The sequence below is a fragment of the Shinella sp. genome, assembly GCF_049651085.1.
Taxonomy (GTDB): domain Bacteria; phylum Pseudomonadota; class Alphaproteobacteria; order Rhizobiales; family Rhizobiaceae; genus Shinella.
In genome coordinates, this window is sequence record NZ_JBASBL010000004.1 from 1 (window position 1) to 24293 (window position 24293).

The following is a 24293-nucleotide window of genomic DNA, read 5'->3' on the forward strand; positions in this document are numbered from 1 at the left end:
TGCACCAGCAGATGGGCGAACTAATCGCCAGCCAGCGGGCAATCCTGGAGGATCTTCGGCGGATCGAGGACAAGATACAACGGTCTGACGACAGATCCGATGCCAGCCGGACCAAGATGCACAGGCGCATCGACGAAGTCGTGGGAGCCGCCGCCGAGGTGCAGACGGCCGTCGCGACGCTGGAAAAGGACGTCAGGGATATGAAGCCGGTGACGGATGAGGTCCGGCGCTGGAAGCTGATGGGCATGGGTGCACTCGGAATGATGGGTGTGGGCGGCATGGTACTGGGCGTGACGTTCAGCGAAGCGCTGAAGCGCATTGGAATGGTGGTGATCGGAAAGGGCTAGCGGATAGGAAGCTTCCCAATCGATAAAAAAGCCCCGCACGAGGGCGGGGCAAAAGGCGACGCGCTTGGCTCCGCGTCGCGGGAGAGGCCTTTCGGACTCGGTGAACTCTACGATCCAGCTCGAGTTTCGGGAAGGTCTGATTCCGCGTTTCCGGTACGCCCACGAAAAAGCCCGCCGGTGAGGGCGGGCTATATAGTGGTTTTCCTCGCGAAAGCTATTTCGCGATGGCCTTCGGCTTAAATGCCTCGATTGCCTTTGTGGCGATTGCCGGTTTAATTTTCCCGAGCTTAGCTTGACCCTGCAGGTAATCTTGCAGGTGATCCCCGAGGTAGCTTTTACGGAACCATTTACGGAATTCGCCTAGTGCTTCGTCCGGGTAGCAGAATGGCGTCTGGGGATTGGAGAGCGCCTGCGGAAAGTAGACCGGATATTCGTGGAGATACTGCTTACGCTCGCCGTATACCACTTCTAGGCTTTCAGCCTTCCAGTGCTTGGCCCAGCGCTGCCCGACGCTGATGTCTGGCACGATGTGCGGGCCGACATCGACGCCAGCATTGATCATCGGGACGATCATACCCGCGATCTCTTGGTAAATACTGAAATAGCCGGATGGGACAGCATTCGCGACTAGGCTCACGCGATCGTGGAATTGCTGCCACGCCAGACTCACCTTGCCATCCGGATTATATCCGACCTGGGCGTAGACAAAGTCCGTGAAGCCCTTTTTAGCGAGTGTGCGATAACTCCTTATCGCGTGATCATTCCCAGAAACCTCGAAGGCATAATATTCGAGAGTTGCCATGCAAACATGGGCTGGAACGGCGTGATGGATCGTGCCGTTCTTTTTTACTGCATGAAAGAACACGGTGTCGTCAAAACCCTGGGCTTTAATCAGGTCGCGAATTTTCTGCTCGCGTCCCTTTGTGGGGATCTGCCCCCACTCGTCTGTAAGCTTTACGAGAGTGGAAATCGCGACGCCGCACATACGCGAAAGACCACGCAACGTCAGAAACGGCGTTCCGTCCCCAAGAACGCCCATGCCGACGCCGTCGATTTCCGCTTCAACGACAATCTCCAAGTCAAATGTGAGCTGAGTAGGGGTGATCGCCAAACTGGCTATATCTGTCATTTTATCTAGCCTTTTCAGTGCGTTGAGGTGATGCCCAACAAGGCTAGAAATCTTCCCTAAAAACGCTATTTTAGGGGTGTGCAGAGTGTTCTAGCCTTGTTGCTGATCATTCGCGAAAGCCGCTTTCCTTGGCCGGGGGCGGCTTTTCGTTTAAGATCTCTCTCAATATAGCTAAAATTGTACCTATCGCCAAGTCTACCGCGATAGTGGCTCAAATTTTCCCTGCTGGGATCACGCTCCATGCCTCAATGCGTCGTCCCCTTACGTCTGGCGATGTATTCAGCGATCAGCAGATCGACGAGATCGTCAGCCACCTCAATATCCAGTCCGTCCTGCGGAATACCATTCACCTCAGCCGTCAGCCCCGTGAAGATGTCGTAGACCGCCCACATACCCGTGCCGTCCTCGCGCATGTCATACCGCGTTTCAATGTGCGGAAGCTTAGGATTCCTCGTCATGTCGTCCCTCGACGGCACAACACCGTGCTTCAGGTGTTGCACAATAGTGCAGCTTTCGTGAATCCTTGACCCATGAAACAGGTTGGAATGGCGGGGAGGCAGGCGCGTTAGGGTGCGTGCACTGCCAGCAAGCCCCCGGACTTGCGCCTCAGGCCGGATCTCCCACCCAAGGCTCCCGCGCCCTTACGGGCAACAAAACAATCGCATTATTTTCAAAATATGCAACACAAGCTTGCGATCGTGAATGGCAGGTGGCCGGGAGTAGCCTTGAGGTTAAGGACCGCTCCTTGCCCACAAGAGTTCCTTCTTCCCCGGGGACTTTCGTTCATTCCGGGGCCGCATAGCTCTTATTATTTCGCTCTGCCGGGTTTGCTGCTTTTATCCATTTTTTCACGCAACTTGAGCAAATCGGCATAGCTGCCCCTAGCTGCGTTCGGCAGTGCAGATGGCGGCAGTATTGGATGAGAGGTTGGTGGAGGCTTTAGAGCTTCCAACAAGGCATTTACGTCCTCTTGCGTAAAAACCATCCTGTTTCCAAGAATTCGACAGGCGCCAGTTTGGCGAGCAAATTCACGGATCTTTCGTGGTGACCAGCCGAAGTGGATTGCCAACTCTTCTGGAGTGAATACTTTCGGAAGGGAAGCCGACTGTTCATCCATTTCGATCACCATAGATGTTGATATTGGCCATTGCCAGCCTGGGTCTTTGGGGGGCACTGGTGGAGCGGCGTCGTCGCCGGCACCAACTCTCCTTCATCTGTTTTCGTGAATGCCGCCAGCACTACCAGCTTGCCTGTCGTCACAGGGCGGGCCCCCTAGATTTGCCGTTTCCGGCGGCTCAAATTTCAGGTATTCGGAAATAGAACGGCGAAGATGCATCTGCCAGTTCCCGAGGTCAATAATCTCCGGACCATCTAGTCGGTGATAGTGACCTGCACGGACCTCCGCTACCAACGAACCTCTCAATAAAATCGACAATCTAGATGGATCGCAGTTGGCGATTTCCGCTAATTGCACGTTGCGTTATGTTGCAGCTGATTTTCCTTGATTTTCAACGGTTCCCCGCCACACTCGGCAAATCCATGCAACATGAGGGGCGATGATGAAGGGGAAGCCAGAAAATGTTCCAGATCGCATGGATCGGCCGTTTCTTCTTGTTCATTCACGAATGAACGGCGTTGCCGCGGGGCGGTCCAGCATAGCCGACGCTCGGCACATCGAGGCAACCTTTCTGGTGGAAGACAATCTGAGGGACGCCATATCTATCCCACAGGGTTCCGTGCTGTTAGCCGGGAACATTTCGCAAGCGCCGAAACCGTGAGGGTGATGACGGAGGATCAAATACCGGAGTTCGTTCGGGATATCGCAGAGACTGGATGCGATATATGGGCTGTCGGAGAGGATGCGTACGTCATAGCTGATGCCGATCTGCCAGACGATGTATATGACGCGATTGAGCCGGAACTGATCCGTATCTCAAGCAAGTACGGCCAACGCGACCATTTGCTTTTGCAGATCGTGGCGTACCTGCATTCCATCGGTCGGAGCTATCCTCTCCCATACCGGCACTAGGGCGGTGCGCCGCAGCGGCTAGCCCCTCCCTCTCATGTCGCCCTCCTGAACCACCCGCCGAAAATTTCGAGGGTGAAGATCGGCAGGGGATAGCAAAGCCCTCAATTCACCAATGCCATCCGGTGCCCCGGATTTCCTTGAGCAGTTCTCGGATTGCAAAAGAGAAGGCTGCTACTCGACCGCTGGCTTCGCGCTGCGCGATGTATCGGACACTCGCTGTGTCGCGGAATGCCGGCCTTGCGCCGGGTTGGACTGGCGCGACGACAATTGATTTGCCAGACGGCCTGCACCAGGCATTCGCGGTGCACTGCGCTCGGACAGTACCGGATATCGTGACCGCGCTCGCGCCCTTGGTTTCCTGACTACCAGGCGTCGCCGGAGACGTAATCGCTCTCCTCGGTCGCCGTTGGCCGGCGATACTGCCAGACACCATCCACCTTTCGGCGCATCAGCAAGCCCCGATGGCGTTCTCCGGTATTCAAGGTCTTTTCAGTGAAAGCTATGAAGGCTTCCCACTCGGTATTGCGAGAAAACATGATTAGTATGTGTTTATTTTCGAATGTATGCGTCAGATAAAAATGGATTTTCTGAAATTGGATGGCTCAGTTTAACTCAACTGTATTACGCACAATCCAGGAGGTAAATCGAGTGTAATTTTATGGATTCTCCAATTTCTTGAGAGCAATTTGCCGAAGGGCGCCAGCGTTGTTCTTTGCACTTCCATCGCCACGAAAATCGATCGGACGTTTCTGCGCTCTATCGGGTCTCCCTCACCAACGACGCATCAACGCGGCGGGTCTTGCCACATCGTGCAGTGGGAAGAGTGCGAACTGACCATCTACATGAAACGGCTGATCAAGCTGATCATCACGCTGCACGAGGTGCGATGAACGGCCCACGGATATGATCTGCCGCAGAGCGCGGGCGCGTTTACCTTATCCGCTAACACTGTTCGTAGTCCCCGTTTGCAATGGCTTGCTGCATCTGGCTTGGTTCCAGGCGGAGGACCCAGCAACAAAGCTGATGCAATCCAACGAAGGGGAATGACCGGATGCTTGCCCGCGTCGGAAAGCCGTCAAATGAGCATATTCAGGGAATCGATCTCCTGAGGTTCGTTGCCGCGATGCTCGTTCTGCTGCATCACTTCGCGACTTATGCCGCAAGCCGGCCCGAAGTCGTGTTCGAACCGGCCGAACGTGCCTATGGCTTCCTCGCCATGTTCGAGAATATCGGAGCGACGGGCGTCGAAATCTTCTTCGTGATATCCGGCTTCGTCATTTCCATGAGCGCGCTACCGCTGGCCGGTGGCGCGGGAGCGCTGAAATTCGCGATGGATCGGGCAATCCGCATCCTGCCGGCGCTCTGGATTTCCGCAGTGATAAGCCTGATCGCGCTGCTCTATGCCGGCGAGGCTGTCCTGCCGTTGCTCGACCGTCTCGTTCGGTCCGCCGTGCTGTCTCCCATCGGCCCCTATATCGACGGCGTCGTCTGGTCTCTTGTGGTGGAGGCCGTGTTCTATCTGCTCATCGGCCTGGCGATCGCCTTTGCGCGCCCGCTTCCCCTGTTGAAGATCGCGTTTGTGCTCGGCGTAGCGAGTTCCCTGTATCTGGCCGTCCTTCTTGCCGTCACCCTTCGCGGCGATGAGCAGCTCGTTGCCCTCCTGTCGCGCTTCCCCTTCAAAGTCTTTCTCATGCGCTACGGCGTTTTCTTCGCGATCGGCATGCTGCTCTGGCACGTGACCAATCAAGCGAACCGACCGGGGAGGCTATCGGCGCTGGTCGTGTTCATCCTGTTTGCGATCGTCGAGATCGTCCTGGGAAATTGGGGGGACCCCACCCGCGCCGCAGGAGCCGTTGCCGTCTGGATCGGGGCTATGATCTTCCTCGTCGCCGCAATCCGATGGAAAGGCTACGTCAAGCCGAGCGCGACTTTGCGCATGCTGGGCGACATGAGCTATACGACCTACCTGAACCACTATACGATCGGCATGGTCGTCGTCTACGCGCTTCATCAGGCGGGTATTGGTGGCCCGCTCTCCTTCCTCCTCGCCCTCGCCAGCGTCCTCTTCATCAGTTTCCTCGTGCTGCATGCAGAAAAGAGGATAAGGCGATTTGTCCGCCAGGCTCTGAAAAATGTCCCCCGCGCGGTGGGGCTAGGAGTGAGCAAGGGCTAATGCGACTTCGGCGATGGAGATTTGTTCCAAGGCCACCTAAGGGAAGCAGGACCAGACACAAACCATGCCGCCGCAGCCTTCAAGGAGCGGCGCGCCTCCAGTTCGTCTTCGCAGGCGTGTTGTCGATTGCGCCGGTCTTCGCAAATAAAGCGCCACGCGTGTCGGGTTTCACCAATCGGCGTCGGGGTTCTTCAGGAAAAGCGGAATGTCGGAGCCGTTTATACCGGCGGCCCGAAGCAGCTCGATGCAGCGCCGCCGTTCGTGCTCAATGCCCTCCTGCACCATCTGAACAGGATCCTTCTGGCCGCGCGCCAGATGCTTGGCTGCGATGCCCCATGCTGTTCGCTGTGCAGAGGTAGCGAAGACGCCCGATGATCGCTGCATGCTGTTCCTCCTGCCGCGTTACAGGCGGGAGGTATCCCGACAATGCTTGCGCGAAAGTGACCGTAGGGTTCAATCCCGTCCATATAAAAGCCGTTGCCGGCCTTTTTGGGGTCGCATGCGCTGCGACCGCGCCAAAATTGCGGTTTGCCAGATGAACGGGAGATGAACAGGATTGAAAAGGAGGGCGCGGCCCGCGCTTGCAAGAGCGCAGCCCGCCCACCGCCGGACGAGCCGCTGGCCGCTATCATGGCGGTTGCAGGTAAATTCAATGCTCGTGCTGCACCGGTCAATTGCCAGATGTTGCACTTTTGGCAAAAGGCAAAAAAAGAAGCCGCCGAAGCGGGATCCGTCCACAGCCCTGTGACAGGCGAATCAGTCGCGGCGAGATTCGCGGACGCTCTTGCCCCTCCGTCCGGTCCGGCCAGATCAGGCCAGACGCAGTGCAAAGCTGCAGGTTCCCGCCGGGCGCTGCGCCTCGCATAGTCCGGTAACCATATCTTCAAGAGATCGTTGCACTGTCCCGGGCAGGAGACAGGTGATGGCGAAGAAGACGACCAGGCGGAAGAAAAGTTCGGGAACGCGGCGCTCGGCCGCTTCGCGTGGCGGCATGGCGCACTGGTATGTGCTGGGCGCGGCGATCATCGGCGGCATCCTCTACATGGACAATTGGGCGCCCGGGCCGGAAAAGGGCGCATCGGCGATCCGCACGGCCTCCATCGAGCGCAAGGAAAACAAGGTCGACCGCCAGGCCCTGCTGGCGCGGCCGAAGCAGCGACCGGCCGAGGCCGCGGTGCAGAAGCCTGCGGTTGAAGAGAAACTGCCGGCCTTTTCCGGAAAATGGTTCATCTGCACGACGCAGACCGATTATTGCGTGCTCGACGGCAGCACCATTCTCTATGCCGGCCGCAAGGTGCGGCTTGCCGATGTCGATACGCCGGCGATCGCCGATGCGCGCTGCGATGCCGAGCGTTCGCGTGGGGGCGATGCCAAGCTGCGCCTGCGCGAGATTCTGAACGAAGGAAATGTGACGCTTGTGGCAGCGAAGGACGGGGCCGCCGGACGGGCGGGCGCTGCGCCGCATCTCGTGCTGCGGGGCGGCAAGTCGATCGGCAACAGGCTCGTGCGCGAGGGCCTTGCCAGGCCCTGGACGGGGCAGCGCCAGTCCTGGTGCGGATGACGGTTTTATCCTTGCGCCGTTTGTGTCTTTCCGGCACAAGCCAGACGCAAGCCTGCGTCCCTAAGCTTTCCGTTAACCGGGATGGTGCCGGCTGGAAAGGGACAATGACATGTCTAACGACCTCGATCGCTTCAGCGATCCTGACAATGCAACGGTTGCGCTCTTCCTCCTCGAAAATGATGCGGACGAACTGACGGACGTCCTGGTGGCGGCGCTGGACGAGGCCTTTCGCATTCTCGAGGGCGAAGCGTCGCCCATGACCGTTCATTGATCGCTGACACGAAAGAGGGGCCCCTGAGGCCCCTCTCGCATTTCCAGACTATGTCTGCATATCAGCCTGCTGCAACGGCCTGACGCTGCACGCCGAGACCGGCAATGGACACTTCCATGCGATCGCCGGGCTTCAGGTAGCGCGGCGGCTTCATGCCCATGCCGACGCCGGGCGGGGTGCCGGTGGTGATGATGTCGCCGGGCTCGAGAATCATGAACTGCGAAATGTAGTGCACCAGGAAGGGCACGTTGAAGACCATGGTGCTTGACGAGCCGTTCTGCACCAGTTCGCCGTTGACGCTGAGCGTCATGGCGAGGTTGCTCGTGTCCACCTCGTCCTTCGTTACCAGCCAGGGGCCGATCGGGCCGAAGGTCGGGCAACCCTTGCCCTTGGTCCACTGGCCGCCGCGCTCGATCTGGTAGGCGCGCTCGGAAACGTCGTTGCACACGCAATAGCCCGCCACATAGTCCAGCGCCTCGGCTTCCGAGACATAGGAGGCGCGCTCGCCGATGACGACGGCAAGTTCCACTTCCCAGTCGGTCTTTTCAGAGCCGCGCGGAATGAGGACCGTATCGTCCGGGCCGACGATGCAGGAGGGCGCCTTGTTGAACAGCACCGGCTCGCTCGGCACCGCCATGCCGCTTTCGGCGGCGTGGTCCGCATAGTTGAGGCCGACCGCGATGAAATTGCCGACGCGGCCGACGCAGGGGCCAAAGCGGCTGCCCTCGGGGGCAAGCGGCAGGCTCTTCGGGTCGATGGCGCCGAGGCGGGCCAGTTCCTCGCGGCCGAGCACGCTGCCGGCAATGTCGGCTACGACGCCGGACAGGTCGCGGATCTTGCCGTCCGCATCGATCATTCCGGGCTTTTCCGCGCCCGCCGCGCCAAAGCGCACCAGTTTCATTCGATCCTCCATCAATGCCGGCTCATGCCGATTTCAGTTGCGCGCACCATTCATCCGGTTTTACATCGTGTCAACGATTTTCGAAAATCGTCCATATTTTATAAGATAGGCGCGAACCGATGGACCAGAAGCGGGCAGGGGCGAGGACGCTGGCAGCCGATGCCTATGAGGCGATCCGGCAGGCAATTCGTTCGGGGCGCTTCAAGCCGGGCGACCGCCTGCGTTTTGCCGATCTCCAGGCGCTTTGCGAGATGAGCGTGACGCCGGTGCGCGAGGCGCTGGCCCGGCTGACGGCGGAAGGCTTCACGGTGCTCGACGACCATCGTGGCTACAGCGTCGCAAGCCTCTCGCTTGCGGAGCTGCGCGACATCACGGCGGCACGCCAGCACTGTGAAAGCGAGGCGTTGCGGCTTTCGGTGACGAAAGGCGATGCCGACTGGGAGGCGCGGGTGATTGCCACCCATCATCTGATGGTGCGCATCCCGCAGGCGCGGGACGATATTCCCTCGGCGATGCGGGAGGATTGGGAGACGCGGCATGCGGCCTTCCACGCAGCGCTCATTTCGGCCTGCGGTTCTCCCGTCCTGCTGGAAATCTGCGGAAAGCTGTTTTCGCGCGCCGATCGCTACCGGCGCATGTCGGTCAGCCTGTTGGGCGCAACGCGCGATGTCGAGGGCGAGCACCGGCGGCTGCTGGAATGCGCATTGACGAGGGACGCCGAGGGCGCGGCTGCCGCGCTTCGCGAACACTACGGCCAGACGGCCGCAGCGCTCGAAAGCTTCTTCCAGAACGAAAACGGCGGCCCCGATTAAACCGGGCCGCCGCTTTGCTCGTTGTTTTGCCTTGGCTTACTTGCTGGCGACAGTCGCCGAGCCGATTTCCGCGCCGCCGCCGACAGCCACGTTGAGCGCGACATAGTCGCGGGCGAGCTGGCGGATCGCCGCAGCGAGCGACAGGCGGGCCGAGGCGACGTTGCGTTCGGCATCGAGCACGTCGAGGATCGTGCTGGCACCGCCGCGATAGCTTTCGCGGGCAAGGCTCAACGTCTGTTCGTAGGACTGCACGACCTTGCGCAGGGCGGCGACCGTCTGGCCGTCGCGGATGAGCGCCGTCTGTGCGTTCTCGACTTCCTCGACCGCGTTCAGCACGGTGGACTTCCAGGACAGGTATTGCTGCTCGGCTTCCGAGCGGGCCATCTTGACCTGCGCCTTGAGCGCGCCGCCGTTGAAGATCGGCAGGCTCAGCGACGGACCGAAGGACCAGCTCGACAGGCTGCCGGACACGGCATTGAAGTTGCGCGCCACGCCGATGGAGCCACCGAGTTCGATGCTCGGATAGAGCTGCGATTCGGCGACGCCGATCTGGGCCGTCGCCGCCTGGAGGCGACGTTCGGCCGCGCGGATGTCAGGACGGTTGCGGATCAGGTCCGCCGGAATGCCGGTCTTGGTCGAGTAGCGCGGCATCGGCTGGGCCGAGCCCTTGGTCAGGCTGGAGGTGATCGTGCTGGCCGGAACGCCGAGCAGGGTCGCGATGTGGTTTGCAGCCTGGTGGAAGCCGGTTTCCAGCGCCGGCAGATCGGCCAGCGTCTGGTTGACGAGGCCTTCGGTCTGCAGCACGTCGAGGCTGGAGGCGGCGCCCGCTTCCTTGATCTCGTTGGTGAGCTTCAGGGTCTCGCGGCGCGATTCCAGGTTCTTGCGGTTCAGTGCCAGCGCTTCCTGATAGTAGCGCGCGTTCACATAGCTCGACACGAGGTCGGAGAGGTAGGCAAGACGCGCGACGCCGACGTCGTCGTAGGCCGCGTCGAGCGAGGCATTCGCGGCTTCCTTCGAACGGCGGTACTGGCCGAAGAAGTCGAGCAGCCAGGAGGCGCTGACGCCTGCCGTCATCGACTTCGATTCCGAATGGTCGTTTCCGGTGGTGCGGCGCAGATAGCTGCCGTCCTGGCCGCCTACGTTCCCGTCAGCGGATGCGCCGATGCTCGGCAGCCCGCCTGCGCCGGCGATGACGACATTTGCCTCGGCAGCCGTGATGCGCTCCAGCGCCTGCTGCACGGTGAGGTTTTCTGCGAGGCCCTGATGGACGAGACTGTTGAGGCGCTTGTCGCGGAAGGATTCCCACCACGGATTGAGCGCCACGTCGCCGGCGCTTGACGCCTTGCTTTCGGAGAACTTGGCCGGAAGCGCGGTCTCCGGCTTCTGGTAATCGGGGCCTACGACGCAGCCTGACAGGAGAAGCATGCTCAGAGGGAAAAGGGTCCTGGTGAAATTCATAGGTCTATCCTGTCAGCCGTTTAGCGTGCTTAACGCAAGAAATCTCTGATTCACTCTTTATTTATGTTTGGCGCCGAGAGCGAGCCCTTCTTTGAAAAAGAATGGTCCCACAACGTTTTTTCCGTTGTTAGCGCGCAAGTGTGTGTCCGCCTTGCAACGCGGCTATTGCCCGGTGGGGTGCTTCTTTTCCCGTTATGCGCAAGTTCGGCGAATCTGGTTGCGCCACCAGATTGCGCCACGGCATTTCCCCGGAATATCCGTCTTCGCGACATATTTTTCTGAAATATGCTGCAGGCGCGAAGAATATTTTGCGATTCGAATTGTCACACAAATCCAGCAGCAATTTATTCCAAATTCCTGCGGATTTCATTGACAAGAAGAGGAGGCTTCACTATGTGTTGGAGCATCGCATGAGGGCCGCATGCGTTTTGTTTCGGTCCCACCCTGACGCGTCCAATTTAGCGTCAGCGCCAGCCAGAGGGAGTGTGTCATGTGCCATATCAACAACATCGCCTCCGTGCGTGTGGCGTACTCCTGTCGTGAAACGATTACAGGGAAAGCGCATACGGCCATCTGCCGAATGTGACCTGATTTCCCCTCGTCGAATTTAGCGCAAGATTGAATTGGCTGTGCCTCTGGGCGCGGCAGGAGTTGTTATGCAAAAGCAGGTTATCGAAATCGGTGGTGAGGCCGTTGGCGTCGTCGTTCCCGATGAGGATCGACTGAAGTTCATGGCCGTCAAATATTCCGTGTGGGACCTGGATTCCCAACGTTTTTCGTCGGCAGACGAAGTGCGCCTGGCGATCCGCCGTCTCCTCAACGATCCGTCCGCCTCGACGCGGGCGATGCCTCCGGCCAATATTGCGGCCGCCTGAACCTAATTCTGACGAACCGGCACCGTAGTGTCGTTCTCGACCGGCCCCGCCTTTCAACGGGGCCGGTTTCATTTTGTGAACAATCCATTCACCCGGCGCCGGCTGGCGCGGAATGCCAAATCCTGATTGGGTGTCCTGGAAAGGAGGTGCCCCATGACCAGTGGCATCCATCACATCACGGCGATCACCCGGAAGATCCAGGCGAACGTCGATTTCTACATGGGCTTTCTCGGTCTCAGGCTCGTCAAGCGGACGGCCGGGTACGAGGACGCTGACCAGCTCCACCTGTTCTATGGCGATGCGGCGGCCAGTCCCGGCTCGCTGATCACCTTCCTTGCCTGGGAGGACGGTTCGCCCGGCCGGGTCGGTCTTGGCCAGCCGTCGGAAATCGCCCTTGCCATCCGGCCGGAGGCGATCGGCTTCTGGCTGACGCGGGCGCTGACGCACAACATCGCCATGACCGGCCCGGCGCAGGAGTTCGGCGAACCCGTGCTCCGCCTCAAGGACCCGGACGGCATCATCGTCAAGCTGGTGGGCGAGGCGGGTGTGGAAGGTCCGGCACCGTTCGTCACGAAGGACATCGCGGCGGCGGATGCGATCCAGCGCATTCGCGGTGCGACGATCCTGTCGGAGAGGCCGGCGGAAACGGCGGCGTTCATCGGCGGGCATTTCGGCTTCCGCAAGGTTGCCGAGGCGGATGGCGTCACCCGGCTGGCCGGGGAGGCGGGCGACGTGCTCGACATCCGCAATGCCAGCGGGTTCTGGACGTCCGCGCCCGGCACCGGGACGATCGACCATATCGCGCTGCGCGCCCCGGACCGGGCCGCGGTGGAAGCGATGGCCGGCAAGCTTGCCACTGAGGATACGGGCGACGTGAACATGCACGACCGCACCTATTTCTACTCGCTCTATATCCGCGAGCCCGGCGGTTCGCTCGTCGAATATGCGACAGACGGCCCCGGCATGACGATCGATGAGCCGCTGGAGCATCTTGGCGACAAGCTGTTCGTGCCGAAACATTTTCGTGCCGATCCGGAGGATGTCCGGGCCCGGCTTCCGCAATTTTCCCTGCCCGGAGACGAAAGAATGACCGAACGAGACCTGCCCTTCATCCACCGGGTGCATCGACCGGAAAACCCGGACGGCACCGCCGTCGTTCTGCTGCACGGCACCGGCGGCAACGAGACCAGTCTTCTGCCTTTCGGCGCGCGCCTTGCGCCGAATGCAGTGCTCCTCAGCCCGCGCGGCCGCAGCGCCGACGAAGGCTACCCGCGTTTCTTCCGCCGCCTGACGGCCGTCACCTTCGACCAGAAGGATATCGTCAACGAGGCGGAGGCTTTTGTTTCCTTCATGGAGGGCGCCAATGCCGCCTATGGGCTCGACCCGGAAAAGACGCTGTTCGTCGGTTACTCGAACGGCGCGAACATGATCGGCGCTGTCATGCTGCTCCATCCGGGCGTCATCCGCAACGCCGTGCTGCTGCGCGGCATGAACGTGCTTGAAGACGTGCCGGCAACGGATCTTCCCGGCGCGAACGTGCTGATGGTGAGCGGCCAGTCGGATCCCTACGGCCGATTTGCCGGAGACCTCGAGCGGCACCTGAAGGCCAGAGGAGCTTCGGTCGAGCATGAACTGCTTGCCGCCGGACACGATATCGGTTCCGCCGATGCGCAACTGGCAAAGGCCTACAAGGAACGCATCATCGGCTGATGCCGATGGAGCACACAAAAATAAGGGCGCGTCGCAAGACGCGCCCTTTCCGCTTCCATTCTCGTGCTTACCGCTTGTACTCGGCGACGAAGGCGGCGAAGCCGGCAACGAAGTCGCGCAACTTCTTCTCGGTCGCCTCGTCGGCGATCCGGCCGTCCTGAATGATGGTGCCGGCGCGCGAAACCATCAGTTTGGTGCCGAACCACGGCACGGTGCCGAGCGTGCGCATGATGGGCAGCCAGGCTTCCTGTGACAGCAGCGTGCCGAAATTGCCCGGCGAGGCGCCCGTAATGGCGAAGGGCTTGCCGCCAAAGACGCGGGCGATGTCGGAGGAGGGGCGGCTCATCCAGTCGATCGCGTTCTTGAAGACGCCGGGAATGGCATTGTTGTATTCCGGCGTGAAGATGATGACGCCGTCCGCGTCCGCGACAAGGTCTTTCAGGCGTGTCACGGCTTCCGGGATTCCATCGGCCGCCTCCACGTCGCCGTCGTAGAGCGGAATGCCGCGGATCGAGCCCTCGACGATTTCGGTGCCATCCGGCGTCATGCCGAGAGCGGCGCGCAGCAGCGCCGTGTTGAAGGAGGCCTTTCGCAGGCTGCCCGAGATTGCCACCAGTTTCGTCATCGTATTCCTCCATTCTATGGATACAGGAAACCCCGGCGGACTGTATGTCACGCCGGGGTTTCGATCAGGTTAGGAGAGCGGCTTCAATCTCGCCTCGATCTGCGTGCGGCGCGGTTCGAGGAATGGCGGCAGCGACAGGCTCTCGCCAAGCGTTTCGAGCGGCTCGTCGACAGCAAAGCCGGGACCGTCCGTTGCAATCTCGAACAGGATGCCGTTCGGCTCGCGGAAATAGAGCGAGCGGAAGTAGAAGCGCTCGACCTCGCCGCTGGATGGCAGGCGGAAGCCGCGCAACCGCTCCGTCCAGGCATGCAGCGCCTCGACATCCGGTGCGCGGAAGGCAACGTGGTGCACGGCGCCCGCGCCCTGATGGGCAGTCGGCAGGTCCGGTTCGACGGCGACATGCAGCTCGGCTGCCGGGCCGCCTTCGCCCATCGAGAAGACATGGACATCGCCTGCGCCATCCGGGTTCGGATAGGTCGAGGTCTGCGTCATGTTCATGACGTGGACGAGCACGGTCTCCGTATTGCGGATATCCGGCACGCTGAGCGTGATCGGGCCGAGACCCTTGATCTGGTGTTCGGCCGGGACCGGGCTTTTCTCCCAGGGATTGGACGGAGCGCCAGCATTGTCGACGGTCAGGCGGAAGCGTTGGCCTTCGTCATCCTCGAAATCGAGCGTGGCGCGGCCGCCGATATCACGGATCTCGCCAGCCTTGATCTTCTTCTCGTCGAAGCGGGCCTTCCACCATTCGAGGGTAGCAAGACTGGCGACGCGCAGGCCCGTGCGGGAAACGCTATGCGTGCCCCGCCGCTCATGGCCGACAGGCCAGTCGAAAAAGGTCAGGTCGGTGCCCGGCGCTGCGATCCCATCGGCATAGAAGAGATGGTAGGCCGTCGTGTCGTCCTGGTTGACGGTTTTCTTGACGAGGCGCAGGCCGAGGAGCTGCGTATAGAAGCGCAGGTTTTGCGCCGCGTTGGCAGTGATTGCGGTCAGGTGATGGATGCCTGTAAGCTGCAGGGACATGGTGGACTCCTTTCCGGAAAGCACCGGATATTCTGCTGCGTACCCCGCTATCGGGGCTTTGCGTTGAGGTGAATATCGCCCCTCGCTAGCGTTCCCGGTAGACCGAGGGCGGCGAACGGATCGTTCACTTTTCCTGAACAACGCTTCTGGGCTTAAACGCGGCCGGCTTTCTGCGGGTTCCGTCCAATGCCGATCATTCGAATCTTAGCGTTTCATAAACCAGCCGTCCCGTAGGTTGCATCCTGCGAAATGACTTCGTCTCTGTTTTCGCCGCATCGTCGGCATGTGCTGCCATTTCTGATGCGTGCCGGTGCGGAGTTTCCGCCCGGATGGGAGGAGACGCTCGATGTTGCCGAAGACTGCGACTGCCCGAAATATGTTCGCCATTGTGGCGGCTGGTGTTGCCACGACCGTGGCGACGGCCGGGGTTCTGCTTTGGCTGTCCTATCGCACCGTGGAAGAACGGTCGATCTCTGAAATGGTGAACGCGGCAGAGGCAAGCGCCGGCAAGGTGGAAACCTACTTTGCGCAGGTCAAAGGGCTGAGCTGGAACATGCGCTCCACGCTCTATGCGATGAAGGCGACGGGCGAGCCGAACCGCGAGACGATGAACGGCATCTTCGACCGTCTGATGGCCGACAATCCCTTCGTGCTCGGCGTCAGCTCCGGCTGGGAGCCGAATGCCTTCGACGGCAAGGACGACCAGTACAAGAACCAGCCCGGCCATGACGCAACGGGCCGCTATATTCCCTATTTCGTCCGGAACGACGGCAAGGTCGGCCTGGAAGCGCTGAAGGATTACGACACGCCCGGCGTCGGCGACTATTATCAGGTGCCGAAGGCGACCGGGAAGGACTTCTTGTCCGAGCCCTACAGCTATGTCATCGGCGGCAAGAACGTGCTGATGACCTCCTTCATGGCCCCGCTGCTCTTCGACGGCACGTTCCAGGGCGAGACCGGCGTGGACATCGCACTCGACGCGCTCGCCGCCGACATGGCGGGCTTGAAGCCGCTCGGAGAGGGCTATGTCGCGTTGCTCACCCAGGGCGGCAGCATCATCAGCCACCCGGATCAGTCCGTGCTCGGCAAGAGCCTTGCCGATTCCGGCCTTGACGCGGCAGCATGGCAGGCGTTGCTCGCCAGCCCGAAAACCGCGATGGAAATCAAGGATGCCGCCGGTGTTCCCTCCTTTGCGGTCGCCGTACCGGTGCCGCTCGTCCCGGGCACGACCTGGTTCACTGTGGTCTCCGTGCCCAAATCCGTGCTCTTCGCCAGCCTCTCGACGCTGGCCATCACGTCCATCATCGTCATCGCGCTTGCCGCTGGCCTGATGATCTCCATCGGCTGGCTGCTGGCCGCGCGTTTCCGCAAGCGGCTTGACAAGGTCATCGTCGCTACGAGCGAAATCGCCGGCGGCCGTACGGATGTTGATCTTTCGGAATCGGAGCGTCAGGACGAAATCGGCGAAATGGCCCGTTCGCTCGCCGTGCTGCGCGATGCGACGCTCGCCAAGGTTCGCCTTGAAGGTGAAGCGGAACAGAACCGTGCCCTTTCGGAAGAGGAGCGCCGTCAGCGCGCCGAGGAGACCGCCGAGCGCGAGCGCCAGACGCGGTTTGCCGTCGAGGCGCTGGCCGAAGGCCTGCAGAAGCTTGCCGACGGCGACATGACGCACCGGATCGAACAGGCTTTTGCCGGCTCGCTGGATCAGGTCCGCCACGACTTCAACGTCTCGGTCGAAAAACTGCAATCGGCGCTTCGTTCGGTCGGCAGAAACGCAAACGCCATCCAGGCGGGCTCGGATGAAATCCGATCGGCCTCCGACGATCTGGCAAAGCGCACCGAGCAGCAGGCGGCTTCCGTCGAGGAGACCGCAGCGGCGCTCGAGCAGATCACAACCTCGCTCAAGGACGCGACCAGGCGGGCGGAAGACGCCGGACAGCTCGTCGAGCGTACCCGCGCGGGCGCCGAGAAGTCGGGTGAAGTCGTGCGCCGCGCCGTGAGCGCGATGAGCGGTATCGAAAACTCCTCGCGCGAAATCTCCAACATCATCGGTGTCATCGACGAGATCGCCTTCCAGACAAACCTTTTGGCGCTCAATGCCGGCGTCGAGGCGGCGCGGGCAGGCGAGGCCGGCAAGGGCTTTGCGGTCGTTGCACAGGAAGTGCGCGAACTCGCCCAGCGCTCGGCAAATGCCGCCAAGGAAATCAAGGCGCTGATCACCAAGTCGGGTGAACAGGTGCATCTCGGCGTGACGCTCGTCGGCGAGACCGGTTCGTCGCTCGCGGAAATCGTCAATCAGGTGCAGGACATCGACCAGAACGTAGCGGCGATCGTCCGTTCGGCACGCGAACAGTCGACCGGCGTCAACGAGATCAATGCGGCGGTGAACTCCATCGACCAGGGCACGCAGAAAAACGCCGCCATGGTGGAAGAGCAGACGGCGGCGAGCCACGCGCTGGCGAGCGAGGCCGCGGCACTGAACACCCTGCTTGCGCAGTTCCGCCTGGGCGCGGGTCTCGGCGCCACTCGCGCGGTGGCGGCATCCTCGGCCGAGCATCGTCCGGTTGCCTCGGGCGCGCGGGCGCTCGGCAGCAAGCTCGCCACCGCCTTTGGCGGCGGGCAGGCGGCCGCCGCGGCACAGGACTGGGAAGAATTCTGAGCCTTCCGGCAATCTGAAAACCAGGAAGGCGGCCGGTGACGGTCGCCTTTTTGCCGGGCGGGCGATGAACCGGATTTGGGCATTGCACAGGAATTGAACAGCCGGGGCGGATCCGGCCAAGCCTTCGGTGAATTAGTGATTTCTGTAATTGTTTGAAATCGCATCGTGATGTTGAAATTCGCGGAACTGGCATAGTTCCTGCTTTTTATGGCGATGGGTCCAGAGGGGGCCTTGATAGAAGCGTCCAAAGAATGGCGCTCCGGTAAAGCCGTCGTGCAGCTTCGCGGAAACCGCCAAGGTTTCGAGGCTGCCGGCGGCTTTTCTGTTTCTGGCGCGGCGCTGCCCTGGGCCGCGGAAGAACATGGCCTATTTTGTTCCTCTGAAAGGATGGCCCCGATTGGCTTTCTCCCCGGGTTCCGCCACACTTGCCGGTGGCATGTCAACGTCTGGTGGTGGCGGCTTGCCAGCTTGCTCCCCGCGATATAATGAGGGTCCACAGTAAGTTGTGGCTTCTGCAAGGGTGGAGACGAGGATGACCCGATCGGGAAGTATCATGCTGGCGGCGCTTCTGCTTTCCGCCGCTGCCTTGCCGGCCCTGGCCGATGGCGCGGCGCGGCCGGTGCATATCGCACCGGTGCATTTCGAGGAACGCAAGCAGTCGATCACCATCACCGGCGAGGTCGTGGCGCGGCTGGAGACCGATCTGTCCTTCCGTGTCGGCGGGCGCATTACCGGCTGGTTCGTCGATGTGGGCGATGCGGTGAAGGAAGGTCAGGTTCTGGCCCGGCTTGATCCCGAAGAGCAGAAGGCGGATGTGGAGGCGGCGGAGGCGGGCGTGCGCGCGGCGGAAGCCCGGCTCAAGCTCGCCCGCACCAATTTCGACCGCCAGAAATCGCTGCTGAACGACGGCATCAGCACAAGGCGCGACTTTGACGACGCCGAGACGGCGCTGCGCACCGCCGAAAGCGCCCGCGAGGCGGCGATCGCCCAGCGCGATACGGCCAGGGAAGTGCTTTCCTATACGGAACTGCGCGCGCCCGCCGACGGCATCGTCACGGCGCGTCTTGCCGAGAGCGGCCAGGTCGCGCAGGCGGCGCAGACCATGTTCACCATTGCCGATACCGGCCCGCGCGATGCCGTCTTCGATGTCTATGAATCGCTGTTTTTCGCCCAGCCCGCCAAGGATGGCGTGGTTGTCACGCTGCTCAGCGACGACAAGATCCGCACGACCGGCAATGTGCGCGAGGTCTCGCCGACCATCGATAGCCAGACCGGCACGGTGCGAGTGAAGATCGCCATGGATCATACGCCGCCGGAAATGACGCTCGGTGCTTCCGTCGTCGGCGTCGGGGCGCTCGCGCCGCGCCGTGTCGCGGTCGTGCCGTGGCAGGCGCTTGCCGGCATCGACGACAAACCGGCGCTGTGGATCATCGACAAGGAAAAGAACACCGTCAGCCTGCGTCCGGTCGAGGTGCTGTCCTTCGAAACGGGCTCCGCCCTCGTTTCGGGCGGCGTCGAGGAAGGCGAGACCTATGTCGCCGACGGCACGAAGCTGCTCCGGCCCGGCCAGACCGTCATCGCGACGGAAGGAGCCACTCAATGAGGATTTCCTTCCCGCTGGTCATGGCCTTCATCGCCGCCGCCGCGCTTGCCGGCTGCAACAAGGAAGAGGAAGCGGCCGCTCCGCCGCGGCCCGTGCTTTCGATCATCGTCGCGCCGACCGCGCTGCCCGGCACGCGTTTTGCCGGCGTAGTGCAGGCGAAGGTGCAGGCTGTGCTCGGCTCGCGTGTCGCCGGGCGTCTCGTCTCGCGCAGCGTCCATGTCGGCGATCTCGTGCGGAAGGGCGACGTGCTCGCCGTGCTTGATGGGACGGCCTATGAGCTTGCGGTCCGTTCTGCCCGCGCCGAACTTTCCAGCGCCGAGGCGACGCTTTCGAGCGCCATCGCAACCGAAGAGCGGCAGACGACGCTGCTCCAGTCGAATGCGGCGGCCAAGGCTGCGGTTGAAAGCGCCGAACAGTCGCGCGAGGCGGCCGATGCCGGTCTCATTCGCGCCCGCACGGCGCTGGTCAAGGCGGAGGAACAGCTTTCCTATACCCGGATCCTGGCCGAGTTCGATGGTGTCGTCGTCGCGACGGGCGCCGAGGTCGGGCAGACCGTCTCGCCCGGCGAGGCCATCGTTACCGTCGCCCGGCCGGATGAGCGGGACGCGGTCGTGGATATTCCCGAAACGGCGGAAGCAATCGCCGTGGGCAGCCGGTTCACGGTATCCCTGCAGATCAACCCCGCGATCGTCGTCAAGGGCACAGTGCGCGAGGTTGCGCCCTCCGCCGATGCGCTTACCCGCACCCGGCGCGTCAAGATCGCGCTGGAAAACCCGCCTGCGACGGTCCGGCTCGGCACGACCATAACCGCTGAGCTTGAAGGGCCGGACCTCACCGTCATCATGGTGCCGGAAACGGCTGTGCTGCAAAAAGACGGCAAGCCGCATGTCTGGCTCGTTGATGGAGCCAAGGGCGAGGTGCATCTGGCGCCGATCGAGACGGGCGCTGCCGTCGGCCGCTATCTTCCCGTGCCGAGCGGGCTGAAGGAAGGTGACCGCGTCGTCACCGCTGGGGTGAACAGCCTCGAAGAAGGTCAGAAGATCAAGATCGAAGACGAGGCAAGCCTATGAAGAAGTTCAACCTTTCGGACTGGGCGCTCGATCACGCGTCGCTCGTCTGGTACTTCATGATCGTCTTCGCGCTGCTCGGTTTCTTCACCTATCAGAATCTTGGCCGCGAGGAGGACCCGTCCTTCGTCATCAAGACGATGACGATCAGCGCCGCCTGGCCCGGCGCTTCCGTGGAAGAGACGACGCGGCAGGTGACCGAGCGCATCGAGCGCAAGCTCGAAGAGCTGGAATCGCTCGATTTCAGCCGCAGCGTGACGACGCCCGGCCAGACGCTGGTCTTCGTCAACCTGAAGCCGACGACCCGTGCGCGCGATGTGGCGCCGACCTGGGTGACCGTGCGCAACATGATCAACGACATTCGCGGGGAGTTTCCCTCGGGCGTCGTCGGCCCGGCCTTCAACGACCGCTTCGGCGACGTCTTCGGCAATATCTACGCCTTCACCGCCGACGGCCTGACGCAGCGCCAGTTGCGCGACTACGTCGAGGATGCCCGCAGGCGCGTCCTCACCGTGCCGAATGTCGGCAAGGTCGATCTCGTCGGCGCGCAGGACGAGGTGATCTATCTTGAATTCTCGACGCGCCAGCTTGCGGCCCTCGGCATCTCCATCCAGCAGGTCGTCTCGACGCTCCAGGCCCAGAATGCGATTGCGCCGTCCGGCGTGGTGCAGGCAGGCGGCGAGCGCGTCAGCGTGCGCGTCGGCGGGCAGTTCTCCTCGGAAGAGAGCCTTCGCGAGGTCAATCTGCGCGTCAACAACCGCTTCTTCCGCCTTAGCGACATCGCAACGATTACCCGCGGTTACCAGGACCCGCCATCGGCGCTGTTCCGCTTCAATGGCGAGCCGGCGATCGGCCTTGCCATCGGCATGAAGCAGGGCTCCAATCTACTGGAATTCGGCGCCGCCGTCGAAAAGGAGATCGAGCTTCTGTCGAATGAACTGCCGGTCGGCGTCGACGTGCATCTCGTTTCCGACCAGCCGAAGGTCGTCGAGGAGGCCGTTTCCGGCTTCACGCGCGCGTTGTTCGAGGCGGTTGCCATCGTTCTCATCGTCAGCTTCATCAGTCTCGGGCTTCGCGCCGGCCTCGTCGTGGCGCTGTCCATTCCGCTGACGCTCGCGATCACCTTCGTCTTCATGTACTACGACGGCATATCCTTGCAGCGTGTATCGCTCGGCGCGTTGATCATCGCGCTCGGCCTTCTCGTGGACGACGCCATGATCGCCGTCGAGATGATGGTGTCGCGGCTGGAAGCGGGCGATTCGCTGCGCAAGGCGGCGACCTATGTCTATACGTCCACCGCCTTCCCGATGCTGACCGGGACGCTGGTGACGGTGGCGGGTTTCATCCCGATCGGCCTCAACAACAGCGCGGCCGGTGAGTTCACCTTCAGCCTCTTCGTCGTCATCGCGATTTCGCTTGTCGTGTCGTGGGTGGTCGCCGTCATCTTCACGCCGCTGCTCGGCGTAACCATCCTGCCGAACAGCATGAAGAAGCACCATGAGCAGAAGGGCTGGGTCACCCGGACCTTCGCGCGTCTGCTCGATGTCTGCATGCGCTGGAAATGGACGACCATCGTCGCGACCGTGCTGGTCTTCTGCGTCTCGGTCTTCGCCATGCGCTTCGTGCAGGAGCAGTTCTTCCCGTCTTCCGACCGGCCGGAGCTGGTCATCGACTGGGCGCTGCCGCAGAACGCCTCGATTGCCGAGACCAATGTGCAAATCGCCAGGTTCGAGGAGGAGAAGCTGAAGGGCAATCCGGATATCGAGCGCTGGTCTTCCTATGTCGGCGAGGGCGCGGTGCGCTTCCTGCTGTCCTTCGACGTGCAGCCGCCGTCGCCGGCCTTCGGCCAGACGATCATCGTCAGCAAGGACCTGGAGGCGCGCGACCGGCTGAAGGCGGATCTTGAGGCCTATCTGCGCACGACCTTCGTCGGCACGGATGCGCTGGTCAAGCTGCTCGATATCGGACCGCCGGTCGGCCGGCCGATTCAGTACCGCGTCAGCGGACCGGACATTCAGGAAGTACGCGCCCACGCGCTCTCCTTCGGCGAACTGCTCGGCAAGAACAACCGGCTCGGCGACATCGTCTATGACTGGAACGAGCCTGCGCGCGTGGTGAAGGTCGATGTGCTGCAGGACAAGGCCCGCCAGCTTGGCGTGACCTCGCAGGACATTTCCTACGCGCTGAACGGCGTCGTCGGCGGCACGACGGTCACCCAGATCCGTGACGACGTCTACCTGATCGACGTCGTCGGCCGGGCACGGGCGAGCGAACGCGAATCCATCGACACGCTGCGCCAGATGCAGCTTCCGACGGCAAACGGCACCTCGGTGCCGCTCGCCGCCGTCGCGAACTTCCGCTACGAAATGGAGCAGCCCGTCGTCTGGCGGCGCTCGCGCCAGCCCACCATCACGGTCAAGGCAAGCGTCACCGGCGGGGTGCAGCCGGCGACGATCGTCTCGCAGATGGAAAAGGATGTCTCGGCATTCAGCGAGAGCCTGCCGTCCGGCTACAGTGTCGCCATCGGCGGTGCGGTGGAAGAGAGCACCAACAGCCAGGCGCCGATCGTTGCGGTCGTGCCGCTGATGCTCTTCGCCATGGCGACGATCCTGATGCTCCAGCTCCAGAGCTTCTCGCGGCTCTTCCTTGTCTTCGCGGTGGCGCCGCTGGCGCTCATCGGGGTGGTCATCGCGCTCATCGGCAGCGGCGCGCCGCTCGGCTTCGTCGCGATCCTCGGGGTGCTGGCGCTGATCGGCATCCTGATCCGCAACTCGGTCATCCTTGTCGTGCAGATCGAGGACTTGAGGCGGGAGGGCATGCATCCCTGGGATGCGGTGCGCGAGGCGACGGAACACCGCATGCGGCCGATCATGCTGACGGCGGCGGCGGCAAGCCTCGCACTTATCCCCATCTCGCGCGAAGTGTTCTGGGGCCCGATGGCCTACGCCATGATGGGCGGCATCATCGTCGGTACGGTGCTGACGCTGCTCTTCCTGCCGGCGCTCTACATCGCCTGGTTCCGCATCAAGCCGGAAGCCAGGGAGGAAGGGGACGTCCCCACGCCCGCGCCTGAGGATACGGTCCCCGCGACATAGGCCGCTTGACGGCTCGGTCAGTCCGCCACGGCGGAGACGTTGGCGCTCCAGCCGGTGCCCGCCGCGATGAAGTTGGGATTGGCGAAATCCGCATCATGCGCCTGGTTGCGCTTGCCGTAGGCAAGCGGCGCGCCATCCAGCGTGTGCGTCTCGCCGCCGGAGGCGCGCAGGACCGCGTCGCCCGCCGCCGTGTCCCATTCCATGGTGCGGCTGAAGCGCGGGTAGACGTCGGCAAGGCCCTCGGCGACGAGGCAGAATTTCAGCGACGAGCCGATGGCGGTGCAGGCATCGATGCCGTGGTCGTCGAGAAAACGCGCGGTTTCCGGCGTGTCGTGCGAGCGGCTGGCGACGGCGGTCAGCGCCTTGCCGCGGTCGCGACAGCCGATGGATTGTCTTTCGCCGACGGAAAAATCGCTCGTCACTGTGAAGCGCTCGGCGCGGTTTTCCACCGCGACGAAGCCGCAGGACAGGGCAGGCGCAAGCACGATGCCGGCAATGGGCGCGCCATCGCGGATGAGCGCGATATTGACGGTGAATTCGGCGCGGCCGGCGATGAATTCCTTGGTGCCGTCGAGCGGATCGACGAGGAAGAACAGGCCGCCGGAAATGTCTGGAATATTCCCGGCAGCGACCGCCTCTTCGGCGACGACGGGGATGGCGGGAAAGTGCTGCCCGAGCGCGGCGAGAATCAGCCGCTCGGCCTCCTCGTCCGCCTCCGTCACCGGCGAGCTGTCCGGCTTGTACTGCACGTCGGGCCCGGCGCTGTGGATCGCCATGATGGCGCGGGCGGCTGCCAGTGCGGCGCGCTCCATCACCTGTTTCAGTTCCGCAAGGTCTGCCTGCATCGTCTCCGGCCTTTTCTGCCACTGGCTTAGACGCGTGCCGGGCTGAAAGCAATGTTGTGTGCCATCAAGGTCATGTGGAAAGAGTGACGCTTGTGCAGGGTGTGACACCG

General features: G+C 62.1%; 21 protein-coding genes. 11 read left to right on the forward strand and 10 right to left on the reverse strand.

The annotated features are described in order from the left end of the window. Window positions 1–347: DUF1515 family protein (locus WA950_RS00455; RefSeq protein WP_424549703.1), on the forward strand; the 347-nt coding region annotated here is incomplete at its 5' end. Window positions 348–561: 214 nt separating this feature from the next. Here the strand turns inward: WA950_RS00455 and WA950_RS00460 are convergent. The 3 genes from WA950_RS00460 to WA950_RS00470 form a co-directional block, all read right to left on the reverse strand. Further along, window positions 562–1476 carry a hypothetical protein gene (locus tag WA950_RS00460; protein WP_424549704.1) on the reverse strand — a complete coding sequence of 305 codons (915 nt, stop codon included), beginning with the start codon at window positions 1474–1476 and terminating at the stop codon, window positions 562–564. A gap of 245 nt (window positions 1477–1721) precedes the next feature. After that, entirely contained in the window at window positions 1722–1889 is a 168-nt protein-coding gene (locus WA950_RS00465) for a hypothetical protein (protein ID WP_424549705.1), read from the reverse strand. 395 nt (window positions 1890–2284) lie between these two features. Further along, entirely contained in the window at window positions 2285–2593 is a 309-nt protein-coding gene (locus WA950_RS00470) for a hypothetical protein (protein WP_424549706.1), read from the reverse strand. A gap of 1963 nt (window positions 2594–4556) precedes the next feature. Here WA950_RS00470 and WA950_RS00475 point away from each other — a divergent pair. Further along, the gene (locus tag WA950_RS00475) at window positions 4557–5678 is read left to right on the forward strand and encodes an acyltransferase family protein (RefSeq protein WP_424549707.1); all 1122 of its coding nucleotides are present in this window, start codon (window positions 4557–4559) and stop codon (window positions 5676–5678) included. Between the two features lie 168 nt (window positions 5679–5846). Here WA950_RS00475 and WA950_RS00480 read toward each other — a convergent pair whose 3' ends face one another. After that, on the reverse strand, window positions 5847–6062 hold the full coding sequence (locus WA950_RS00480; RefSeq protein WP_424549708.1) for a hypothetical protein: 216 nt from the start codon (window positions 6060–6062) through the stop codon (window positions 5847–5849). 538 nt (window positions 6063–6600) lie between these two features. Here WA950_RS00480 and WA950_RS00485 point away from each other — a divergent pair. Beyond that, a complete protein-coding gene (locus WA950_RS00485; RefSeq protein WP_424549709.1) occupies window positions 6601–7239 on the forward strand; it encodes a thermonuclease family protein in 639 nt (212 codons plus the stop codon). Window positions 7240–7348: 109 nt separating this feature from the next. Further along, complete coding sequence (locus tag WA950_RS00490; protein ID WP_424549710.1) at window positions 7349–7510, forward strand: hypothetical protein; 162 nt, start codon at window positions 7349–7351, stop codon at window positions 7508–7510. Between the two features lie 61 nt (window positions 7511–7571). Here the strand turns inward: WA950_RS00490 and WA950_RS00495 are convergent, their stop codons facing one another. Beyond that, window positions 7572–8411 carry a fumarylacetoacetate hydrolase family protein gene (locus WA950_RS00495; protein WP_424549711.1) on the reverse strand — a complete coding sequence of 280 codons (840 nt, stop codon included), beginning with the start codon at window positions 8409–8411 and terminating at the stop codon, window positions 7572–7574. 119 nt (window positions 8412–8530) lie between these two features. Between WA950_RS00495 and WA950_RS00500 the strand changes: the two genes are divergently transcribed. After that, window positions 8531–9223 carry a GntR family transcriptional regulator gene (locus tag WA950_RS00500; RefSeq protein WP_424549712.1) on the forward strand — a complete coding sequence of 231 codons (693 nt, stop codon included), beginning with the start codon at window positions 8531–8533 and terminating at the stop codon, window positions 9221–9223. 36 nt (window positions 9224–9259) lie between these two features. Here WA950_RS00500 and WA950_RS00505 read toward each other — a convergent pair whose 3' ends face one another. After that, entirely contained in the window at window positions 9260–10681 is a 1422-nt protein-coding gene (locus tag WA950_RS00505) for an efflux transporter outer membrane subunit (RefSeq protein ID WP_424549713.1), read from the reverse strand. Window positions 10682–11337: 656 nt separating this feature from the next. Between WA950_RS00505 and WA950_RS00510 the strand changes: the two genes are divergently transcribed. Together WA950_RS00510 and WA950_RS00515 are read left to right on the forward strand one after the other, a co-directional pair. Further along, window positions 11338–11556 (forward strand): hypothetical protein, encoded by a 219-nt coding sequence (locus tag WA950_RS00510; RefSeq protein WP_424549714.1) that lies wholly within the window; start codon window positions 11338–11340, stop codon window positions 11554–11556. 153 nt (window positions 11557–11709) lie between these two features. Continuing rightward, a complete protein-coding gene (locus WA950_RS00515; protein ID WP_424549715.1) occupies window positions 11710–13266 on the forward strand; it encodes a VOC family protein in 1557 nt (518 codons plus the stop codon). A 67-nt stretch (window positions 13267–13333) separates the two neighbouring features. On the opposite strand, the gene WA950_RS00520 is transcribed toward WA950_RS00515, so the two are convergent. Continuing rightward, window positions 13334–13891 (reverse strand): NADPH-dependent FMN reductase, encoded by a 558-nt coding sequence (locus WA950_RS00520; RefSeq protein ID WP_424549716.1) that lies wholly within the window; start codon window positions 13889–13891, stop codon window positions 13334–13336. Window positions 13892–13960: 69 nt separating this feature from the next. Next, window positions 13961–14914, reverse strand: coding sequence for a ring-cleaving dioxygenase (locus tag WA950_RS00525; protein WP_424549717.1), 954 nt, complete (start codon window positions 14912–14914; stop codon window positions 13961–13963). 346 nt (window positions 14915–15260) lie between these two features. On the opposite strand from WA950_RS00525, the gene WA950_RS00530 reads away from it, so the two are divergent. Then, the gene (locus tag WA950_RS00530) at window positions 15261–17573 is read left to right on the forward strand and encodes a methyl-accepting chemotaxis protein (protein ID WP_424549718.1); all 2313 of its coding nucleotides are present in this window, start codon (window positions 15261–15263) and stop codon (window positions 17571–17573) included. A 132-nt stretch (window positions 17574–17705) separates the two neighbouring features. Here WA950_RS00530 and WA950_RS00535 read toward each other — a convergent pair whose 3' ends face one another. Beyond that, the gene (locus WA950_RS00535) at window positions 17706–17936 is read right to left on the reverse strand and encodes a hypothetical protein (protein ID WP_424549719.1); all 231 of its coding nucleotides are present in this window, start codon (window positions 17934–17936) and stop codon (window positions 17706–17708) included. 169 nt (window positions 17937–18105) lie between these two features. Here WA950_RS00535 and WA950_RS00540 point away from each other — a divergent pair, with 169 nt between their 5' ends. The 3 genes from WA950_RS00540 to WA950_RS00550 are packed head-to-tail and all read left to right on the forward strand — an operon-like array spanning window position 18106 to window position 23338. Then, a complete protein-coding gene (locus WA950_RS00540; protein WP_424549720.1) occupies window positions 18106–19176 on the forward strand; it encodes an efflux RND transporter periplasmic adaptor subunit in 1071 nt (356 codons plus the stop codon). Continuing rightward, entirely contained in the window at window positions 19173–20246 is a 1074-nt protein-coding gene (locus tag WA950_RS00545; protein WP_424549721.1) for an efflux RND transporter periplasmic adaptor subunit, read from the forward strand. Before WA950_RS00540 ends, WA950_RS00545 begins: the two co-directional genes overlap by 4 nt. Then, the gene (locus WA950_RS00550) at window positions 20243–23338 is read left to right on the forward strand and encodes an efflux RND transporter permease subunit (RefSeq protein ID WP_424549722.1); all 3096 of its coding nucleotides are present in this window, start codon (window positions 20243–20245) and stop codon (window positions 23336–23338) included. The genes WA950_RS00545 and WA950_RS00550 overlap by 4 nt, the downstream gene beginning before the upstream one ends. 17 nt (window positions 23339–23355) lie before the next feature. Here the strand turns inward: WA950_RS00550 and cysQ are convergent, their stop codons facing one another. Next, the gene (gene cysQ, locus WA950_RS00555) at window positions 23356–24162 is read right to left on the reverse strand and encodes a 3'(2'),5'-bisphosphate nucleotidase CysQ (RefSeq protein ID WP_424550045.1); all 807 of its coding nucleotides are present in this window, start codon (window positions 24160–24162) and stop codon (window positions 23356–23358) included. Window positions 24163–24293: the final 131 nt, after the last annotated feature.

Bases quoted from the DNA above. Each gene is read 5' to 3' on its own strand.
- WA950_RS00520 (WP_424549716.1), bottom strand. From the start codon at position 13,891: ATGACGAAACTGGTGGCAATCTCGGGCAGCCTGCGAAAGGCCTCCTTC.
- WA950_RS00530 (WP_424549718.1), top strand. From the start codon at position 15,261: ATGTTGCCGAAGACTGCGACTGCCCGAAATATGTTCGCCATTGTGGCG.
- WA950_RS00545 (WP_424549721.1), top strand. From the start codon at position 19,173: ATGAGGATTTCCTTCCCGCTGGTCATGGCCTTCATCGCCGCCGCCGCG.
- WA950_RS00485 (WP_424549709.1), top strand. From the start codon at position 6,601: ATGGCGAAGAAGACGACCAGGCGGAAGAAAAGTTCGGGAACGCGGCGC.
- WA950_RS00480 (WP_424549708.1), bottom strand. From the start codon at position 6,062: ATGCAGCGATCATCGGGCGTCTTCGCTACCTCTGCACAGCGAACAGCA.
- WA950_RS00515 (WP_424549715.1), top strand. From the start codon at position 11,710: ATGACCAGTGGCATCCATCACATCACGGCGATCACCCGGAAGATCCAG.
- WA950_RS00540 (WP_424549720.1), top strand. From the start codon at position 18,106: ATGACCCGATCGGGAAGTATCATGCTGGCGGCGCTTCTGCTTTCCGCC.
- WA950_RS00535 (WP_424549719.1), bottom strand. From the start codon at position 17,936: ATGTTCTTCCGCGGCCCAGGGCAGCGCCGCGCCAGAAACAGAAAAGCC.
- WA950_RS00500 (WP_424549712.1), top strand. From the start codon at position 8,531: ATGGACCAGAAGCGGGCAGGGGCGAGGACGCTGGCAGCCGATGCCTAT.
- WA950_RS00510 (WP_424549714.1), top strand. From the start codon at position 11,338: ATGCAAAAGCAGGTTATCGAAATCGGTGGTGAGGCCGTTGGCGTCGTC.
- WA950_RS00475 (WP_424549707.1), top strand. From the start codon at position 4,557: ATGCTTGCCCGCGTCGGAAAGCCGTCAAATGAGCATATTCAGGGAATC.
- WA950_RS00525 (WP_424549717.1), bottom strand. From the start codon at position 14,914: ATGTCCCTGCAGCTTACAGGCATCCATCACCTGACCGCAATCACTGCC.
- WA950_RS00505 (WP_424549713.1), bottom strand. From the start codon at position 10,681: ATGAATTTCACCAGGACCCTTTTCCCTCTGAGCATGCTTCTCCTGTCA.
- WA950_RS00490 (WP_424549710.1), top strand. From the start codon at position 7,349: ATGTCTAACGACCTCGATCGCTTCAGCGATCCTGACAATGCAACGGTT.
- WA950_RS00465 (WP_424549705.1), bottom strand. From the start codon at position 1,889: ATGCGCGAGGACGGCACGGGTATGTGGGCGGTCTACGACATCTTCACG.
- WA950_RS00495 (WP_424549711.1), bottom strand. From the start codon at position 8,411: ATGAAACTGGTGCGCTTTGGCGCGGCGGGCGCGGAAAAGCCCGGAATG.
- WA950_RS00460 (WP_424549704.1), bottom strand. From the start codon at position 1,476: ATGACAGATATAGCCAGTTTGGCGATCACCCCTACTCAGCTCACATTT.
- WA950_RS00550 (WP_424549722.1), top strand. From the start codon at position 20,243: ATGAAGAAGTTCAACCTTTCGGACTGGGCGCTCGATCACGCGTCGCTC.
- WA950_RS00470 (WP_424549706.1), bottom strand. From the start codon at position 2,593: ATGGATGAACAGTCGGCTTCCCTTCCGAAAGTATTCACTCCAGAAGAG.